The 17,353-nt window shown below is 59.0% G+C and carries 17 protein-coding genes and 2 pseudogenes; 10 read left to right on the top strand and 9 right to left on the bottom strand.

Annotated elements, in window-relative coordinates; all coding sequences use genetic code 11:
- Positions 1–196: 196 nt before the first annotated feature.
- Positions 197–1,204, bottom strand: a complete 1,008-nt coding sequence (locus tag CIW50_RS19515; RefSeq protein WP_149532840.1) for a helix-turn-helix domain-containing protein — start codon at positions 1,202–1,204, stop codon at positions 197–199.
- 66 nt (positions 1,205–1,270) lie between these two features.
- Positions 1,271–2,056, bottom strand: coding sequence for a SphA family protein (locus tag CIW50_RS19510; RefSeq protein ID WP_246664362.1), 786 nt, complete (start codon positions 2,054–2,056; stop codon positions 1,271–1,273).
- A 181-nt stretch (positions 2,057–2,237) separates the two neighbouring features.
- Here CIW50_RS19510 and CIW50_RS29125 point away from each other — a divergent pair, with 181 nt between their 5' ends.
- The 4 genes from CIW50_RS29125 to CIW50_RS19495 all read left to right on the top strand — a co-directional run bounded on the left by CIW50_RS29125 (position 2,238) and on the right by CIW50_RS19495 (position 5,879).
- Positions 2,238–2,429: a hypothetical protein gene (locus CIW50_RS29125; RefSeq protein WP_172980368.1), complete on the top strand. Its 192-nt coding sequence runs from the start codon at positions 2,238–2,240 to the stop codon at positions 2,427–2,429.
- A gap of 397 nt (positions 2,430–2,826) precedes the next feature.
- On the top strand, positions 2,827–3,147 hold the full coding sequence (locus CIW50_RS29565) for a hypothetical protein (protein WP_246664361.1): 321 nt from the start codon (positions 2,827–2,829) through the stop codon (positions 3,145–3,147).
- 81 nt (positions 3,148–3,228) lie between these two features.
- The gene (locus CIW50_RS19500; protein ID WP_502707509.1) at positions 3,229–4,155 is read left to right on the top strand and encodes a formylglycine-generating enzyme family protein; all 927 of its coding nucleotides are present in this window, start codon (positions 3,229–3,231) and stop codon (positions 4,153–4,155) included.
- Between the two features lie 38 nt (positions 4,156–4,193).
- Positions 4,194–5,879: an arylsulfatase gene (locus CIW50_RS19495; protein ID WP_149532837.1), complete on the top strand. Its 1,686-nt coding sequence runs from the start codon at positions 4,194–4,196 to the stop codon at positions 5,877–5,879.
- Here the strand turns inward: CIW50_RS19495 and CIW50_RS29120 are convergent.
- A complete protein-coding gene (locus CIW50_RS29120; RefSeq protein ID WP_172980367.1) occupies positions 5,863–6,084 on the bottom strand; it encodes a hypothetical protein in 222 nt (73 codons plus the stop codon). The two genes, CIW50_RS19495 and CIW50_RS29120, sit on opposite strands and share 17 nt — an antisense overlap.
- Between CIW50_RS29120 and CIW50_RS19490 the strand changes: the two genes are divergently transcribed.
- Together CIW50_RS19490 and CIW50_RS19485 are read left to right on the top strand one after the other, a co-directional pair.
- Complete coding sequence (locus tag CIW50_RS19490; protein ID WP_246664360.1) at positions 6,071–7,054, top strand: HAD family hydrolase; 984 nt, start codon at positions 6,071–6,073, stop codon at positions 7,052–7,054. The genes CIW50_RS29120 and CIW50_RS19490 overlap by 14 nt on opposite strands.
- Positions 7,055–7,357: 303 nt before the next feature.
- Positions 7,358–8,244 (top strand): annotated as a pseudogene (locus CIW50_RS19485) (alpha/beta hydrolase).
- 298 nt (positions 8,245–8,542) lie between these two features.
- On the opposite strand, the gene CIW50_RS19480 reads toward CIW50_RS19485, so the two are convergent.
- The gene (locus CIW50_RS19480) at positions 8,543–9,124 is read right to left on the bottom strand and encodes a TetR/AcrR family transcriptional regulator (RefSeq protein WP_149532835.1); all 582 of its coding nucleotides are present in this window, start codon (positions 9,122–9,124) and stop codon (positions 8,543–8,545) included.
- Positions 9,125–9,421: 297 nt separating this feature from the next.
- On the opposite strand from CIW50_RS19480, the gene CIW50_RS19475 reads away from it, so the two are divergent.
- Positions 9,422–10,240, top strand: a complete 819-nt coding sequence (locus CIW50_RS19475) for an alpha/beta fold hydrolase (RefSeq protein ID WP_149532834.1) — start codon at positions 9,422–9,424, stop codon at positions 10,238–10,240.
- A gap of 146 nt (positions 10,241–10,386) precedes the next feature.
- Here the strand turns inward: CIW50_RS19475 and CIW50_RS19470 are convergent, their stop codons facing one another.
- The 4 genes and pseudogenes from CIW50_RS19470 to CIW50_RS19455 form a co-directional block, all read right to left on the bottom strand.
- Complete coding sequence (locus CIW50_RS19470) at positions 10,387–10,914, bottom strand: hypothetical protein (RefSeq protein WP_149532833.1); 528 nt, start codon at positions 10,912–10,914, stop codon at positions 10,387–10,389.
- Between the two features lie 124 nt (positions 10,915–11,038).
- Positions 11,039–11,531, bottom strand: a pseudogene (locus CIW50_RS29820) (DUF302 domain-containing protein).
- A gap of 79 nt (positions 11,532–11,610) precedes the next feature.
- Entirely contained in the window at positions 11,611–12,468 is an 858-nt protein-coding gene (locus CIW50_RS19460; protein ID WP_149532832.1) for an alpha/beta fold hydrolase, read from the bottom strand.
- Between the two features lie 85 nt (positions 12,469–12,553).
- Positions 12,554–13,324 (bottom strand): alpha/beta hydrolase, encoded by a 771-nt coding sequence (locus CIW50_RS19455; protein WP_149532831.1) that lies wholly within the window; start codon positions 13,322–13,324, stop codon positions 12,554–12,556.
- 210 nt (positions 13,325–13,534) lie between these two features.
- Here CIW50_RS19455 and CIW50_RS19450 point away from each other — a divergent pair, with 210 nt between their 5' ends.
- On the top strand, positions 13,535–14,497 hold the full coding sequence (locus CIW50_RS19450; RefSeq protein WP_149532830.1) for an AraC family transcriptional regulator: 963 nt from the start codon (positions 13,535–13,537) through the stop codon (positions 14,495–14,497).
- Between the two features lie 81 nt (positions 14,498–14,578).
- Here the strand turns inward: CIW50_RS19450 and CIW50_RS19445 are convergent, their stop codons facing one another.
- Positions 14,579–15,604 (bottom strand): arsenate reductase/protein-tyrosine-phosphatase family protein, encoded by a 1,026-nt coding sequence (locus CIW50_RS19445; RefSeq protein ID WP_149532829.1) that lies wholly within the window; start codon positions 15,602–15,604, stop codon positions 14,579–14,581.
- A gap of 142 nt (positions 15,605–15,746) precedes the next feature.
- Here CIW50_RS19445 and CIW50_RS19440 point away from each other — a divergent pair, with 142 nt between their 5' ends.
- Together CIW50_RS19440 and CIW50_RS19435 are read left to right on the top strand one after the other, a co-directional pair.
- Complete coding sequence (locus tag CIW50_RS19440) at positions 15,747–16,184, top strand: lipid-binding SYLF domain-containing protein (protein ID WP_149532828.1); 438 nt, start codon at positions 15,747–15,749, stop codon at positions 16,182–16,184.
- A 335-nt stretch (positions 16,185–16,519) separates the two neighbouring features.
- Positions 16,520–17,224, top strand: a complete 705-nt coding sequence (locus tag CIW50_RS19435) for a sensor histidine kinase (protein ID WP_149532827.1) — start codon at positions 16,520–16,522, stop codon at positions 17,222–17,224.
- Positions 17,225–17,353: the final 129 nt, after the last annotated feature.

The following is a 17,353-nucleotide window of genomic DNA, read 5'->3' as shown; positions in this document are numbered from 1 at the left end:
CTTACCAATATCGATGCCGATCGAGGCGAGGGGCGCAATGGTCGTATCCATGGGCTGCTTCTCCGGTTGAAACGCAGCAGTCTAGGCCGACTGCCGCGCGGGGGAAGCAGCCGGTCCATCCCATTAGCGGACGTTGCTACGTGGAGCCGATCTTGACGCTCTTCGAAAGTCGAGCTCGTGAGTTCTCGATGTATCGTTATGCCGTAACGGGGCGGACCATGTTGCCCAGAGACAGGTCGGGACACCGGATTGATCCAGACTTCCGCAAATCTTCACCAAGCGTATGTGACGGATATTCGCCGAACATCTCGCGATAGTCGCCGGAGAAGCGGCCGAGATTGAAGAAGCCGTACTGCATGGCGATCTCGGCGATCGTGGTCACGCGGGGCTCTGCCTCTCGTAATGCGGTATGTATCGAACACAATCTCTTGCGGCGCAAAAAAGTGACGGGTCCCACGCCGATCGTCTCATGAAAAGCCCTGTGAAGACTCCGTCTCGAAACCTTCAGCCTGTTACAGACCTCCGAAATATGGATCGGCTTCAGGCCGTTTCTATCGACATAGTCTTCCACTTCTCGCACGATTTTTAGCGCCGACGCTAGAGGACCAGGCGTGTCCGCCGGAACGTTGCGAACCACAGGAAGGGTCATCATTTCGATGATCGCGCGTCGCCAAAACCCGATGGCGTCATCTGTCAGAATAGAATGCATGGCCATCGCTTGTCGCAATATGTCCAGAAGGCACGGAACAAAGCCCGGGTCCGGAACGCCGCGCATGTGGGTCTTCCTCCAGGAATCCGGATCGCACATGCGAGGCTCATGCGCAAAGAAGGAGCGTATGTCGCTGTCGGAAAGCGATATGGTCAAGACGGACGCCCCTCCAAAGTATCGCCCGCCATACTCAACGTCCGGAGGAGTGACCAAGACATCGCCCACAGCCATGTCGCGGGACCAGTGCACGACACGCCCATTGGTCGATGTCAGCATCCCTATCGTCGTTCGATCCGGACTCAGAACCCCCCTCGTTCTCACGCCTACGGAAAACGAGCCGACATTGACAGGCAGCCCGCCGATAGAGAGGTTTGAAATGAAACCGCTTACACGGCCCGGATCGAGTTGAATAATTTCACTGCGAGCTCCCTGGACCGTCGATGCGAGCTCTTCGAAGTTTGTAAGCTGCAGGGTCTTGACGGATATGCCTGCCATCGAACCCCAGTTCCTTCGGAATTGATCTGACGGATCGTCCAGTTAGCGCCCCAAATTCCGACGGCGTCAGAATTTGGCTTTGATCGTACGTCCCTGAGCAAGGGCAACGGCATTCGTATCGATTGCGACGGGAACCGACACCGTGAAGTATCCGGCCGTGCCTTCCATGCGATTGACCGCATCAAATTCGCGATAGACCTTGAGCCGCGTCGAGACCGGGAGCTTTCCGATCTCGAATGTGTAGCCGATCGATCCCCCCAATGCCACGACGCGCCCTTCGTAGCCGCCAAGACGGGCGCCTGTGCCGGAGTCAGCAGTGAGCTGTTGGTAATAGTAGCCAACGAGGCCAAGCGTGAACTCCTTGGTGATGTATTTCGTTGCGGCCCATTCGAGATGGAATTCATCGCCACTCTTGTAGTCCGTGGCTGTGTTGGTCTGGTTGAATGTCACGCCAACCGCCGCAGACAAATCCCAGCCGATGGCAGGATCCAGCCAGGTGAGCGTACCGAACACATCCAGTGCAGGTCTGTTAAGTGAGGCATTTGATAGCTGCCCGGCGACATAGGTTCCGGACGGGATGACGCCGCCGACACCGAGCTGCCAGTGGAAATTCCCGGCATGCCATCCAACGAAGGACTGCAGGAAGAAGTCGCTGAGATTGGCCCGCGAGTCTGTGACGCTCAAGCCAATCGGACCGAAGCGCGGAGAGTTCACGAGAAGATTTGCATTCACGCGCGGTTCACCTACGGGAACCGTCAGCGAGAAGGCAAGATCGCCGCCGAGAATTTTGGCGGGCGTGACCCAGAGGGTCGTCGGCAATTCGATCCAGCTTTGAGCCGAAACATTTGCCACAAGGAGGCCGCCTGTCGGCAGGGTGCGGCCGCCGCCGAGCTTCCCATCATAATAATAGAAATCATTCTGAAAGAAGACGCCGGGTGGCGGTGTTATGCCTGCGCCAGTGGCATGCGACCCCAATAGAAAAACACCGACGCCGCCTTCGGCTGCCATTACTGGCGACAAGCATGAGAGGCACATGACTGAAGAAATGGCCGCGGCAGCAAACGGAGCGCGCATCGTAAAACCCCACCGACAAGCAGACTACAAATCGAACGGAATCAACATACGCGGAAAACAATGTTCGTCACCACAATTCAACCGTGGGCGCAATCCCGATTGCCGACTGTTGCAAAAGAGCGTCGTGATCGCGAAATTTTATCGATATTGATCGGACAGTTTGTAAGGCCTGCGACGAAATATCTTAAGCCTGCGTCCTGCTGGAACGCAGATTGGCACAAACTGGACATCACAGAATTGCAGAGCTTCTGCTACACTCATCGGAATAGACCGAGGAAGAGCTTGTCCTGCAGTTCATATCCTCAATTTAATAGGGAAGAAGCGCTGACGCAGATGTCTCTGACTAAGCGTGCGCGTCCGTACACGAAAGGGGGGGGGGGCCAATGAACTGCGTATCATTCCCAACTATCAAAAGAAGCTGTGCTGGTCGCCTTTTATTCGCCGTCACGGTCGTTACGTCAGCACTTGCCATAAATATCTCTGATGGGTCGGCGATGGGAATCGTCCCGACAGCGACCTCTGTCTTGCGGCACGATGGCGAGGGTGCAATGATTCCAATTGTTGTTGTGCGACGCGGCGCTGTCGCGCGGCGCACAACAGTCGTCGGGCCGCGCGGCGGCGTGGCAAGCAGAACCGTGGTGCGCCGTGGGGCCGTCGTACGGCCCGGCGTGGTACGGCCCGGGGCGTGGGTACGCCCGACCTGGTATCGCTGGGCACCCGGCGGTGCGATTGCTGCAGGCGCTGCGCTGGGTTTCGTAACCGCGGCAACTGCCGTCGCTTGGGCCGGTGCTCCGCCCGCGCCGGGCTACTGCTGGTACTACACAGATGCCAGCAGGCAGCAGGGGTTCTGGGACGCCTGTCCGCGCTAGTGCAGCATGCAAGTCGGTGGGAATGTCATGGATGTAGCATCGTTACCTGACAAGACTTCTGACACGTCTGTTGCCAATCGCATGCACTGCCGCGACATGGTCAGGATTTCCCGCGGCACATTCCGGATGGGATCAGATTGCCATTACCCGGAAGAAGCGCCCGCGCACCGCGTGAGCGTGAGCGATTTCTGGATCGATGCAACGCCTGTCACGAACCGCCAGTTCAAGACATTTGTGAAGGCGACCGGCTACGTTACGACCGCGGAAATCGCTCCGGACCCCAAGGATTATCCCGGCGCTCTGCCGCATATGCTCTATGCCGGGTCGCTGGCATTCATGCCTCCCAGGCATGCCGTTGATTTAGGCGACTGGAGCCAGTGGTGGTCATTTCTGAAGGGCGCGGATTGGCGTCATCCCTATGGCCCCGGAAGCAACATCAACGTCCTGGACCACCATCCCGTCGTCCATGTCTCGTTTGCGGACGCGATGGCCTATGCGGCATGGGCCGGGAAAGAGCTGCCGACCGAAGCGGAATGGGAGTTTGCCGCACGCGGCGGGCTGGAGGCTGCCGAATTTGCCTGGGGCAACGAGTTCACGCCCGCCGGCCGGCATCTTGCCAACACGTGGCAAGGCGAATTTCCGACGCAAAATCGCGCCGACGATGGCTACGAACGCACATCTCCGGTGAAGGCATTCCCGCCGAACGGCTACGGACTGCACGACATGATCGGTAATGTGTGGGAGTGGACCAGCGACTGGTACACACCGAGGCACGAAGCCGATGCGCCGAAGACCTGCTGCATTCCGCGGAACCCGCGCGGCGGACAGGAGGACGCCAGCTACGACCCGCATCAGCCGAACATCCGCATCCCCCGCAAGGTTCTGAAAGGCGGCTCGCATCTCTGCGCGCCGAATTACTGCCGCCGTTATCGTCCCGCAGCGCGGCACGCCGAGCCGATCGATACGTCGGCAAGCCATGTGGGTTTCAGATGCATCATTCGAAACTAGCAGCAGACGTATGTTTTCCTTGAAAGATGGAGACTTGAATGGCCAGCGACGTTCGAACGGAACAGCCCAACGAAGCCTCATCGCGAGACACGGAAGACCACGCGCTCAACCGCAGAAACCTGTTGCTGGGCAGCTCAGCGCTTGTCGCGGCTGTAACACTGACATCCGCCGCTTTGGCTCAGGCGCAGAAATCGGCGCCAATCGCCAGTTCGACACGCCGCCCGAACATCTTGCTGATCCTGGCCGATGATATCGGGTGGTTCGATGTGGGAGCCTATAACCGCGGAATGATGGGAGGGGCGACCCCCAACATCGATCGCATCGCCGCAGAAGGCGCGCTGCACACCGATCATTACGGACAGGCGAGCTGCACTGCCGGACGCGCGGCCTTCATCACTGGACAAATTCCGATGCGCACCGGCCTGACCACTGTTGGCATGCCCGGCGCCAAGCAGGGATTGCAGGCCGAAGATCCCACTATTGCCGATCTACTGAAGCCCATGGGCTACATGACATGCCAGACCGGAAAAAATCACCTCGGCGATCGCAATGAACATCTGCCGACCGTGCATGGATTCGATGAGTTCTACGGCAACCTTTATCATCTCAATGCGGAAGAGGAGCCTGAGCAGGACGACTATCCGAAGGGAAACGAGAAATTCAAGGAGACGTTCGGTCCTCGCGGCGTCCTCGAATGCAAAGCCACCGACAAAGACGATCCGACCGAAGACCGGCGTTTTGGCCGGATCGGCAAGCAGACCATCAAGGATACCGGGCCTCTGACACGAGAGCGCATGACAACTGTCGAAGATGACCTGCTTGGGCGCTCGACGGACTTCATGGATCGCGCCACCAAGGCCGGGAAGCCGTTCTTTCTCTGGCACAATACGACCCGCATGCATGTCTGGACACGTCTCTCCAAACGATGGGACGGAAAGACCGGGCTCGGGTTGTATTCGGACGGCATGCAGGAGCTTGATTACGTCGTCGGCGGCCTGCTGAAAAAACTGGATGATCTCGGCATCGCCGACAACACGCTGGTTATCTTCACGACCGACAATGGCGCAGAAAAATTCACCTGGCCGGACGGTGGCACATCGCCGTTCCGTGGTGAAAAGGGGCTCGGCTGGGAGGGTGGCTTTAGAGTCCCGTTCCTGATCCGATGGCCCGGCAAGATCCAGCCCGGCCGTGTCTTCAACGGCATCACGTCGCATGAAGACGTGCTCCCGACGGTCCTCGCCGCAGCAGGTGAGCCTGACGTGGTCGCGAAGTGCAAAGCAGGCTACGCGACCGGCGAAAAGACCTACAAGGTGCATCTCGATGGTTTCAACCAGCTGCCTTACCTGACGGGCGAAGCCAAGGAGTCCGCGCGGGAGCAGTTCGTCTATTACGGCGAAACGAGTCTCTACGCGATCCGTTACAAGAACTGGAAGGTCCATTTCGAGACCAAGGACGACTGGTTCGCCGGACACTCGGCCGCACCGACTGTGCCGCAGCCTGTCAATCTCCGTTCGGACCCGTTTGAGCAACACATGCAGGCGCCGAACTATCCCAATTATGCGGTTAACAAGCTCTGGACTGTTCTGCCGATCGCGACTTTGGTCGAACAGCACCTTGCAACGTTCAAGGACTTCCCGCAGCGCCAGTCCCCGATTGATGTCGATGTCAATGCGATGATGAAGCGCGTGATGGCTGCGGCCGCAAAGGTCAGAGGCGGAAATTAGCCCGAACGCCCTGTTGGGCCACGAAGGGATGGCGGCGAATGAACGCCGCCATTGGAGCCTGGAAGGCGATCCATGAACAAGAAATCCTCGTGCAGGTGCTCATCCGCAGTTGAAGATCATCGAAGCAATCGACGTGCTGTTCAAAAATGAAGCCGCAAAATAGTCGCCGCATGGCATTTGGGAGGATCGCGATGCGTCGTGCCATTCACCTGATTTCGGCCTTCATATTCATCATTTCTGCAATCTCCGCTCATGCACAGTCGGATTCACTGCCGTCCTGGAATGACAGTGCAGCCAAAAAGTCTATCGTCGATTTCGTGTCACGTGTGACCGCGCAAGGGGCGCCGGATTTCGTGCCCGTCGAGCAGCGAATTGCCGTCTTCGACAATGACGGGACGCTGTGGTGCGAACAGCCGATCTACTTTCAGTTCGCATTTGCATTCGACCGCATCAGGGCCATTGCACCGCAGCATCCTGAGTGGAAGACGACACAGCCTTACAAGGCGATCTTGGACGGCGATATGAAGGCATTCGCGGCGTCGGGCGAAAAAGGCCTGCTGCAGATGGTAGCCGCCGCCCACAGCGGTATGACGACCGACGAGTTCTCTAGAACTGTCATCGAATGGACGGCAACGGCCCGGCATCCTCGCTTCAATCGCCCTTATACCCAGCTCGTCTATCAGCCGATGCTGGAATTGCTCGCGTATCTGCGCGCCAACGGCTTCAAAACTTTCATCGTGTCGGGCGGCGGCGTCGAATTCATGCGGCCATGGGTGGAAAAGGCTTACGGCATTCCACCGGAGCAAGTGGTCGGCTCGTCCGGCACTGTCGCGCTCCAAATGGATGCCGCCGGCAAACCGTCGCTGCTCAAGACATCCAAGATCGAGTTCATCGACGATGGCCCCGGCAAGCCCGTCGGCATCAATCGCTTCATCGGACGTCGTCCCATCTTTGCCTTCGGAAATTCGGATGGCGATCTACAGATGCTGCAATGGACGGCGGCCGGTGCGGGCACGCGATTCATGGGACTCGTCCACCATACCGACGCCGAGCGCGAATATGCCTACGACCGAAAGTCGAAGATCGGAAAGCTCGACAAGGCGCTGGACGAAGCAACCGTTCGAGGCTGGGCAGTTATTGACATGAAGAAAGACTGGAAGACGATCTTTCCTTGACGGATATCGCGCTCGTTCCGAGGGGGATGCGAATTCATGCAACCCAACCGATGAGTAGGGCTTTCGGTCACTGACCGCTTTCGGCGCATTGTGAATGATCGTGGCAAGGCCCGCACCTGCCCAACTAACCTGCATCAGCAGGTCATGCACGCGACCGGGAGCAAGAAGTCGCCCCTCAATGTCAGATTCAGGATTATGCGGGATTGTCCGCCGCTGGTGCAATGCCCGCGTTGCCTCTAGACTTGCTTCTGCGAATTTTGACATTGCCGCTCAATTTTCACCAATGTTCGGGGGAGATCATCCTTGGCCGAAAGTGAGATTGCGAATATTCGCGCAGTACTGTTGTCAAAGCCGCGCCCGGTCGGGTGGGAGCAGCGCCGGCAGCGACTTGATGAAGTCGGGTCGATCTGGCCGGTGGCCGACGATGTCGAGTTGCGGACTGTCGATTGCGGAAATGTCGCGGGGGAATGGTCGTTCTCGCCGGGGGCAGATACGACGCGCGTGCTTCTGTATTTTCATGGCGGCGGTTTTTGTTCGGGATCAATCCTCAGTCATCGACGCCTCGTGACAGAGGCGGGGCGGGCTGCTGGCATAAGCACCCTGGCGATTGACTATCGGCTCGCGCCGGAAAATCCGTTTCCTGCCGCTCACGACGACGCGATGAGCGCTTGGCGATATCTGCGCCAGCAGGGCATAGACGCCGGAAATATAGTAGTTGGCGGTGACAGCGCTGGCGGCAATCTCACAATTACCCTGATCAACGCCTTGCGCAGAGCCAATGAAGAGTCGCCGGCATGCGCTTGGCTTATTTCGCCATGGACCGATCTTTCAATGTCCGGGACGACGCTACAAAGCAAGGATCAGATCGATCCGATCATCCACCGTGGCTACCTCGACGAACTGGCTGACGCCGTTGCTCCGGCATCGCTCGACCGCAGGAGCCCGTTTCTGTCTCCGCTGTTCTCGAACCTCACCGGATTTCCACCAACACTCATTCAGGTCGGGTCAGCCGAAACTTGCTCGCAGACTCGACACGTTTCGCGGAGGCGGCCGCGATAGCCGACGTCGCGACGACGTTGGAGGTATGGCCCGACATGATCCATGCATGGCCGCTGTGGAATGGCGGTCTTACGGACGCAAGGTTGGCGCTCAGGTCAGCTGGACAATTCATCCAGCATCAATTTGTCTGATCCAGTTCCGTAGGGGCTGCGCAAGGATTGCGCCCCAGTCGTCTGCGTACGTAAATATCGGGGTACGATAACGACCGGCAGCAAAGCCGTCCGCCTTTGGTGCAAAACGGCCGATCGATCATATTGACATCGTGTTGCGGACGAGATCGCGTCCCGCCGAATTCGTCTGAAAAGACCCGAAGCTGACATCGCCGCTATCGAGAGGAGGCGTTAGGGGCGGCCGGTGGCAGCAATTGCAGCGCCAAGACGGTCGAGGATCGCTGCTACTATCCGCGCCGCCGCTAACACTGATCCTGGATCACCCTTTGGGGGCAGCCCACCCCTGGACACTAACATCCGCCAGAGCCTTGAATATCGCCGGCGTGCGTTCCAGGCGAGCGATCGTTCGTGCGCCTTCGACGGCAGCTACCAATGCCGCTGCGGTAACAGATGCGCGCGCGGATGTGAAACCGCACCCCCTAAAATGCTCCGCAACTATCTCGGTTGAATCAACAAATCCGCGCGCTACCCGTTTGGTCAGATCAGCGTCGAGTGCGGGAAGCTCATTCGCCAGATTTTGCATGAGGCATCCGTACTGGAAATCGGAGGCGACCATTTCGGCGGCGAACGTGCCGAAAATCTGATGAACAAAATTCCGAGCATCGCCCGCCGTATTCGCCGAGATCTTCCGCAATACGGCGATTCTGCTCGCAACGTAACGATCGATTGCTTCTTCGGCGAGCTGTGCCTTGCCGCGCGGAAAGTGAAAGTAGAACGATCCTTTAGGCGAGCCGCTTTCTTGAATGATCTGGTTCAATCCGGTCGCAGTGTAGCCTTGGATGCGAAACAGTCGCTCGGCAGTGGCAATCGCGCGATCGCGCGCGTCGGTCTTACGGGGCATCCGTCAGCATACCACGCCTCGCTTGACACATCTATGGTGATCGCCATACTATGGCGATTACCATAGTAAATGTGTCCCTCGGTATCCCCGTATCAAACCGCAATCCAGAAGTTGCATGCGGGCATATGCAGCTCTCCCAGATTGCTGCGCAGGAAATACTCAAATGAGTTCGAGGAACTTCGATTTCGGCAACTGTTCTAGCGAACGGGATCACTGAGATGGCCTCCAGAACCTGCTCATCCGAACCTTCTGCACAAGTATGCGGACAATGCGGGAACGAAGATCCACTACGTCACAATGGGATCCAATCAAAAACCGCTGATGGTGTTCGTGCACGGATTTCCAGACTTTTGGTATTCTTGGCGAAATCAGATCCAGGCATTTTCAGCAAACTATCAGGTGGTCGCTCTTGATCTGCGCGGATACGATTTGAGCGATCGGCCAGAAGGCGTCGAGAACTACAAGTTTCCGGTTCTCCTTGATGACATCCGCACCGTAATCAACGCAGAGAGAAACGGCCGCAAGGTCATCCTGATCGGGCACGACTGGGGGGCCGCTTTGTCATGGCTATTCACCGGGCAAAATCCAGATCTGGTCGAAAGACTTGTCGTCCTCAGCGTTCCTCATCCTGGCGCCATCACCAAGGAATTGCTCCCCTGGAATCATCCTGTTGCGCAGACGAAGGCCAGCGCTTACGCCACACGGTTCTTCGCTCGAGGCAAGGGCGACAATCTGACTGCGGAAGATTTGGCATACTGGGTTCTAAATCCAGAGGTTAAGCGTCGTTACATTGAGGCTTTCGCAAAATCGTCCATCTTGTCCATAACGGCCTATTACAAAGCCAACTACAGTCTCTCTCAGTTTGCGCTCAACCTCTTCGATCCGACCATGAAGAAAATCTACGGTGCCGTTATCAAATGCCCAGTCTTGCATGTGCACGGAATCGAGGAGGGCCATGCTTTGTTGAGCACTCTTGATCTTGAAAAGTCATGGATGGAAAACCCCGATAATCTCACGGTCAAAATCGTGCCTCGAGTTGGCCACTTCATTCAGCACGAAGTACCGGACTATCTTAATGAGACGATTTCCTCCTGGTTGAAAGATTCAGGACATTAAGGCCGATATCGCGGTGGTGGATGGTCGATGGCTGCTCCTGGTGCAAAGCTGACACTCAATCTCCAGGATGTCTGCCGCAAATATCCGAAGGCTGGCTCCCGGCCTGAGCTCCTCGGCGAGAAGTCGCTTAGCAGGTACCTGGTGCCCTAGCCCTTCGCAGCGGGTGTCGGCGGCACCGGCAGAATGATTTCAGAAGCGACCTTCCAGTCAGTCCCGACGCGAAGCCAACTGATGATCATCAGAAACGGCCTGGCTGTTCCATCCTGCCCCGCATATGAGACCGTGATGTTCATGGGCACGTAGGACTCTGCTACGTCGCGCGTCAGGCTGACAATCTTGAGCTTCGAATAATCAGGCTCTAGCACGACCGGACCGGAGCTACCGATGTCATGCAGCTTTTGATCAATAGCTTCGTTGCCCCAAAAGCCGGCCCAGTTTCCCTCGGACGGGATCGCGCTCTTTGCCACCAACAGGGTCGAGGGCGATTGCCAGAACATCTCATGCAAAGCCTTGAAATCGTGCTTGTTGGCTAATTCCATGAGCCTGCCGAACTGCGATTTGATGGTGTTAAGGGTCGTGGCATCCAGCGACTCAGCACTGACGGCGGGAACAGCCGTCACAGCCACTGTCGAAAGAGCCATCGCTGTGAGGGCGGCAAGAAGTTTCTTGTGCATGTCGGAGTTCTCTTCCAGGTTTAATAGCTATTCGTCTCGCTCCCGTCCCAAGTTGCGTTCTCGCGCTGCGCGATTGCCGCTTTGAGACGCTCACTTCCACAGGCCGAAACGTCATCGGGAAGTTTTAGCTTGCGCATTCGCGCAGCAAGGTCGTGATTTTCGCATCGAGATTGCGTGCGACTGCGAGCGCTTCCGTGCTGCCAAACGGCAGGAGATAGCTCTCCATTTTGTCATAGGAGAGATGCACGCCATCAGGACGTTCATCAATGAGGATCGTCACTGGCGCGTAAGATCCAGCATCAGGTACGTGCTTGACCATTTCTTTCATGATGAGTGGATTTCCTACCAAAAACCGCATGCTGTTAGGCATCTTGGAACCGGTTTCGCGGCGCAGAACCGCGCCCAAGTCGATTCGGCGAAAAGCATAAAACCGTGCGGCCGAGCCCGCTGTGCACAATGCGTTCCAATTCCAGGAAGGAATTTGCCGCCCTCGACGACTTGAAAAATTCGACTATGTCGGGCTGGCCGACAGCCGACCTGAGCGCGGCCACGACAGCATCGAATGGCTTTGAGCTCGTAAGGCTGAAACGTTCGACCTCGACTTTCTCTATTCTCATTTTGTCCTCCGAAATAACTCTCATGGATAAAGTGCGTATGATCGCATCGACCTCTCGCCGGGGATCATGCGGCTGCCGGTTACGCGTTCAGGAAAGTCCGGACGTGACTGACGAAGATCTCGTGGTGCTGAAACAGGGCGCCGTGGCCTGAATCGGGATAGAGGACCAGCTGCGCGTTGCTGAGTTCCTTGAACATTGCGTAGGCGTTGTTCGCGGGAAGCATGGTGTCGTGGCTACCGCTGACCACGAGAGTGGGCTGGCGGATAGCGTGCAGAATGGCGTGCTCGGGATCAGGTGTGGCGCACCAAGTGATCAGCGCCTTGGCCTGCGGATCGGTGACCGCGCTGCCGTTATCGGTGTCCCTATCGTCCTTACGCACCTGCGTCCGCTTCAGGAACGCCAGGCCGGACGATTGGCTGGCGGACGACTTCGTGAAGAACAGCGGCAGGCGGGGGTCGGGTGCATCGGTTTGGGAAAACGCCTCTTGGAGAACCGCTACCAGGTGTTCCTCTCCGCCTTTGGGCGCGGTGCCGACGAGGATGAGCTTGCGGACGAGCCGTCCGTGCTCGGCAGCGATCTGCTGGGCGACGCATCCGCCGAGAGAAAAGCCCAGCAGGTCGACTTCGGAGATGCCAAGCGCGTTGATGAAGGCGACCGCGTCGCGTGCCATCGCCGCGACATTGTCGGGCGTTTGGCCGGTCGAGCGACCGACCCCGGCGTTGTCGAAGGCAATCACAGGGCGATCGGCGGCGAGAGCGTTGACGACGGCGGGATCCCACGCATCGATGTTGCCCGAGAAATGCTGCAGAAGCACCAGCGGCGTTCCGGTCGATGGGCCGAGGCGGCGATAGGCGAAGCGGATTCCGCGGCCTTCGATGTAGCGGGTGGGAGCCGTTTCAAGCGTGGCGTCCTCGCTCGTGATGTCGAGTGCAGTCATGTCATCCTCCGGATGCTTGGCACGAAGTAATCAAGTGAGGGACCAGTGCAGCGCTCCCGGCACGCGTGTGCCGGGAGCGCTCTTGTCACTTCACCAGCGCGGCCTTTTCAATCGCCGCCGCGACTTCCTTCGCATGAACAACGAGCGAAGCATGGCTGCCGGCGACTTCCGTCGTCTGAGCCTTCATCCTGCCGGCGAAAAACTTCTGGGCCTCGGGTGCGATCACCTTGTCCTTCGTGCTGATGACATAGAATGTCGGCTTGTCGCGCCAGGCTGCAATGTCGACGGGCGCCTCGAATGCAACGTGATTCAATGGAAGCTGCGAGTTAGCCAGGTGCGCGGCGATCTCCGGAGGAAGGTCGGCCGCAACGGCCGACGGAAATACCTTGGAATCGATGTAGAGGTTGCCCTTGTCGTCCGGATGAATCGCCGCACCACCTTCGGTCGCGGGACCGCTCTTGGCGAGGTCCGCCAGAGATTGTCCCACGTCAGGCGCGAAAGCGGAGACGTAGACGAGCGCCGAGATCTTGGGGTCGTTGCCGGCTTCCGTGATGACCACGCCGCCCCAGGAATGGCCGACGAGAACAGTCTTGCCGTTCTGCTTCGCCAGGGCCTGTTTGGTAGCATCGACATCAGCGGCAAGGGAGGTGAGCGGATTTTCGACGAGCGTGACGTTGTAGCCTTTCTTGGTGAGGATGTCGGCGACGGGCTGCCAACTCGTCTGGTCGACGAAAGCGCCATGGACGAGCACGATGTTGTGAGCGGCTCCCTTGGGCAGTTCGGCCGACTGGGCGGAGGCGGCAAATGCCGCTCCGGCCAGGAGGACGGCGGCGGTTGAAAGCAGAAGATTTCGCATGAATGGCTCCTGTTGGATAACGAACGACGCGAGGTCGGGGATGGCAGGCGATCCAGCAAAGTCACGGGTCTTCCATCTGCCGCTTCGGAAATGGATGACTGCACGATGCGTCCGCGCGCTTGGCAGGACCTAATATGAAGATGTCTCGGACGGTAGAGCCCAATCGTCCAAGTATTGCGTCGGATCGTCCGCGGAATTAGTATTGCCGCTATGGACATCCTCGCCGAAGTGCTCGACCGCGTTCGTCTCGGTGGGACTCTGCTCTTCCACTTTGAGCTCGGCCATCCCTGGAATCTGGCGTTGCCACAACGCCCGTACGCCATGTTTCATTATCTCAGTCGTGGTTCAGCGACCCTCTCGCTTGAACAGGGACAAGAACTCCATATGGCCGCCGGCGACTGCGTCGTCATCTCACGGGGCGAGCCCCATGTGATTTATTCGGATCGCCGGACGACGCCATTTTCGGTTCTCGACTTCGATCGATCGGCCGCGGATCGTGGCGTCGTTCGTCACGGCGGCAACGCGCAGCCGCATGCGACGATGATCTGCGGCAAGTTCACTGTCGCACGGCCTTCACGCGGCAGCGTGTTGGAATTACTTCCGCCAATGCTTCTCCTGAAGCCCACGGGGGATGGCGCGTGGCTCGAGGCGATTCTGCGACGCATGGTGAGCGAGTCGGCGTGTGAGCGTCCCGGCCAGGGCGTCGCGTTGTCACGATTAACAGAGGTGCTCTTCGTTGAGGTTCTGCGAAACTGGATCAAGTCGCTTAATCCCGGAGAAGGCGGGTGGCTTGGGGCGATGGCGGACCCGCACATCGGACCGGCGCTTCGGTTGATCCACGAGCGACCGGATCGGCCCTGGACCCTCGATGACCTCGGGCAACGCGTGGGGTTAGGTCGCTCGGCGTTTTCGGCGCGCTTCACCAAGCTCGTCGGTCAGTCCATGTACAGTTATCTGATCGCGCGCCGGATGTCGGAGGCTGCGTTCTTACTCGAAACAAGCGACGAGGCGATCGCACGGATAGCGACCTCCGTCGGCTATGAGACCACTGCCGCGTTTTCGAAGCTCTTCCATCGACATCACGGCCTATCGCCTGGTCGTTACCGAGCAACGCGACGCTCTGACGGCGACCGAAGGCAAGGGGACGTCCTGGAAGCAGAAGTGGCTGATTGACCCGCGAGCTCGACAACGAGGTTCGCGCCATGTTTAGCTTCGCTTACAGCGGAGCTGCTATTTGGTCCATTGTATCATCAGTCAATAAGACGCCGCGCCTGCGCGATGCACGCCCGGCGCAAACGGATCGACCGCCCACGCCTCGCCGGACTTGAGCCACGCCCGGCTGATATCAAGCCAATCCGCCAGCGGCAGCAACCGAATGCCATATGGTGTCGCCCAGCCCTGCGACTCCGTCACGAACGGCGCGCCATCATCGGGGCGGCGCACGACCTGGACCACATGGGTGATCCCGCGTGGCCGCGGATGGTTCGCGGCCCATGCCCCGCCACCTTGTCGCAAGCCGATCGTGGCAAAGCGCGGCAGACTTTCGAGATTGATCCGATCGCCTTCGAGAATAAACCCGGTGCGGGTCTCGATGACCTCGATCATGCGATCGGACCAGGTCGAGATCGCCGCAATCTCCTCCGCATTGAAGACATTGCTTTCGGATGCATCATTCATCGCTTGCATCGCGCTGGACAGCAGCAACGCGGCCCAGCCGGAGCAATCGATGACCGGCGGATCGCGCGAAAGCCCTTCGGACTTGACGCCGCCTTTGTAGCCGACGCGTCCCGCATAGCGCTCGACGAGCTGCCACATGGCGGGAGCGATCAGTTTCACATGGGGAGGTTCAGCCAGCTCACACACCAGACGCGCGACATGCGCTTTCAGCTCGGGCAGCGCCTCATCGGGACGCGCCACGTCGATGTCATGGACATGCCAATAGGTTACGCGATCTTCCCAGCCCGGAAAGCGCTCGGTGAGCAAAGCGCGGTGTTCGGCCTCCTTCACGGCCACGACCATCTCGGATGCTTCCAGCGCATCATGCGTGCAGGGTGCCGGCATCCGCGACACGCCAATGGGCGCAATGCCATCGATGGTCAGAGCGTCGATGGTCTGTCGCGCCATCGGGCCGATATTGTCCTTGCCCCGCTCGATGGCCAGGGCGTGAGACGTCGCCTCCCAGTCCAGACCGGCACGGCGCGCCAGGTGATTGAAGAGTTCTTCCGCATAGCGGCTGCGATAGTAGTTGCCGGTGCAGAGGAAGAGGACGGTCCTGGCCATGGCCCAGTGTGTTTTGCGGGGCCTGCATTTGTCAATTGCCGCGCCCGCGGGGCGCCAAAGGCCCATGGACCCAGCGGCGATTTTGCTGGATTGTGCCGGCCTAGCTTTGCGCCCAACGAATCATCCCCCAGAGGAAATCCCCATGTCGCGCCCGCTTCTCCGCACCACCCTCCTCGCCGCCCTCGCCTTGATTGGCGCAAGCGTTTCCTCTGTGGCTTTCGCCGATAGTGGCACGATCCGCATCAATGTGCTGAAGGGCGGCTGGTTCATCGGCGCGTCGGGCGGTTCGGGCACGTTGACCTTTCGCGGGCGGACCTATCCGCTATCGATCGGCGGCTTGAGCGCGGGCCTCGTCTTCGGCGCATCGCAGACCTATCTGTCCGGCCGCGTCAGCCGCATCAACAGCCCCGGCGATGTAGCCGGCGTCTATGGCGCAGGCGGCGCAGGGGCTGCCGTCGGCCGCGGCGTCAGCGCCATCGTGCTCACCAACGAAAAAGGCGCGCTGCTGGAATTGAGCGGCCGCCAGACCGGATTGATGGTCAATGCCGATCTCTCGGGCCTTGCCATCTCACTGAGGTAAACCATCCCCACGATGCCGCGCTGTTTGCCGCGGAACTTGATCGCTCGATCAAACATGGCGGGCGGTGCTTGACGAAGGTCGATGACCGCCTGCGCTGCCCTCGGCCATCGACCGAGCAGCCGAACCGTGCGTTGCTTGATCAAATCCTCAAGCTCGTTGGCGGTCTTGAGCGTCTTTTCCGTGCATCTCTGGGCTGGGTATGACGCGAACAGCCCCGGCTCGGGAAAGGTCGCACCATCTCCCTTGCCCTACAGGAGGCAGTGAGCGGCCACGCGCCGCGCCATCGCATCTACTTTCGGAATATACGGCGCTCCGCCGACCTGTTAGTACGGGGAATGACCATTCCCGCGCCGCGGTCGATTGAGAACGAACCCGACTATCTCAAGGAACTGCTGGCCAAAGCCGGCGTCGACGCGCAGGCGCACGCCATCGCAGCCAAATTGCAGGAAGTGGTGATCGGGGAACTGCATCACCGCGTCAAGAATACACTCGCCATCGTCTCGGCCATCACGTCGCAGAGTCTGCGCACGGCCAGCAGCCTCGAAGAAGCATCAAAGACCATCGGCGATCGCCTGCAGGCGCTGGCCGTGGCGCAGGATTTGCTGATCCGCGAGACCTGGACCGGCGCGAGCTGCCGTACGCTGATCGAAAGCGCGGTGCGTGCGTTCCAGTCCAAGAGTCTCGATCAGTTCACGATCACCGGGGACGCTATTGCGATCTCGTCCGGCCCGGCGCTCTCGTTGTCGATGGTGATTCATGAGCTCTGCACCAACGCCACCAAATATGGCGCATTGTCTGCGCCTGGCGGCCGGGTGTCGATCTCGTGGTCAGCGACACAGGACACGCCGAAGCGTTTCGTCTTGCACTGGAAGGAAAGCGGCGGCCCACCGGTGGTCGAACCGACCCGAAAGAGCTTTGGCAGCCGTCTGATCGAACAGGCTCTGCCCGGGCAATTGCAGGGTGAAGCACGCTTGCGCTTCGATCCCAATGGCCTCAGCTGCGAGGTCAATATTCCGCTCAGCATCATGCAGGAACGCTAGGCGCGAACATCACGCCGCAAGCCTGCGCAAAAACGACCGAGCGTCAGTCAAGCACCACATTCAGAAAAGTCGCAGCGTCATCGATCGCGCGAATGTGCACGCGATGTCACGCCGGGTTCACAAATCCTG

The organism is Tardiphaga sp. P9-11, from assembly GCF_008329525.1.
Taxonomy (GTDB): domain Bacteria; phylum Pseudomonadota; class Alphaproteobacteria; order Rhizobiales; family Xanthobacteraceae; genus Tardiphaga.
The sequence above is the reverse complement of the archived record's forward strand: the minus strand, read 5'-3'. Positions and strand labels throughout refer to the sequence as shown.

Coding starts and splice junctions, on each gene's coding strand:
- CIW50_RS19515 (WP_149532840.1), bottom strand. CDS start 1,204: ATGGCAGGCATATCCGTCAAGACCCTGCAGCTTACAAACTTCGAAGAG.
- CIW50_RS29125 (WP_172980368.1), top strand. CDS start 2,238: ATGACTGAAGAAATGGCCGCGGCAGCAAACGGAGCGCGCATCGTAAAA.
- CIW50_RS29565 (WP_246664361.1), top strand. CDS start 2,827: ATGATTCCAATTGTTGTTGTGCGACGCGGCGCTGTCGCGCGGCGCACA.
- CIW50_RS19500 (WP_502707509.1), top strand. CDS start 3,229: ATGCACTGCCGCGACATGGTCAGGATTTCCCGCGGCACATTCCGGATG.
- CIW50_RS19495 (WP_149532837.1), top strand. CDS start 4,194: ATGGCCAGCGACGTTCGAACGGAACAGCCCAACGAAGCCTCATCGCGA.
- CIW50_RS19490 (WP_246664360.1), top strand. CDS start 6,071: ATGCGTCGTGCCATTCACCTGATTTCGGCCTTCATATTCATCATTTCT.
- CIW50_RS29120 (WP_172980367.1), bottom strand. CDS start 6,084: ATGGCACGACGCATCGCGATCCTCCCAAATGCCATGCGGCGACTATTT.
- CIW50_RS19480 (WP_149532835.1), bottom strand. CDS start 9,124: ATGCCCCGTAAGACCGACGCGCGCGATCGCGCGATTGCCACTGCCGAG.
- CIW50_RS19475 (WP_149532834.1), top strand. CDS start 9,422: ATGGGATCCAATCAAAAACCGCTGATGGTGTTCGTGCACGGATTTCCA.
- CIW50_RS19470 (WP_149532833.1), bottom strand. CDS start 10,914: ATGCACAAGAAACTTCTTGCCGCCCTCACAGCGATGGCTCTTTCGACA.
- CIW50_RS19460 (WP_149532832.1), bottom strand. CDS start 12,468: ATGACTGCACTCGACATCACGAGCGAGGACGCCACGCTTGAAACGGCT.
- CIW50_RS19455 (WP_149532831.1), bottom strand. CDS start 13,324: ATGCGAAATCTTCTGCTTTCAACCGCCGCCGTCCTCCTGGCCGGAGCG.
- CIW50_RS19450 (WP_149532830.1), top strand. CDS start 13,535: ATGGACATCCTCGCCGAAGTGCTCGACCGCGTTCGTCTCGGTGGGACT.
- CIW50_RS19445 (WP_149532829.1), bottom strand. CDS start 15,604: ATGGCCAGGACCGTCCTCTTCCTCTGCACCGGCAACTACTATCGCAGC.
- CIW50_RS19440 (WP_149532828.1), top strand. CDS start 15,747: ATGTCGCGCCCGCTTCTCCGCACCACCCTCCTCGCCGCCCTCGCCTTG.
- CIW50_RS19435 (WP_149532827.1), top strand. CDS start 16,520: ATGACCATTCCCGCGCCGCGGTCGATTGAGAACGAACCCGACTATCTC.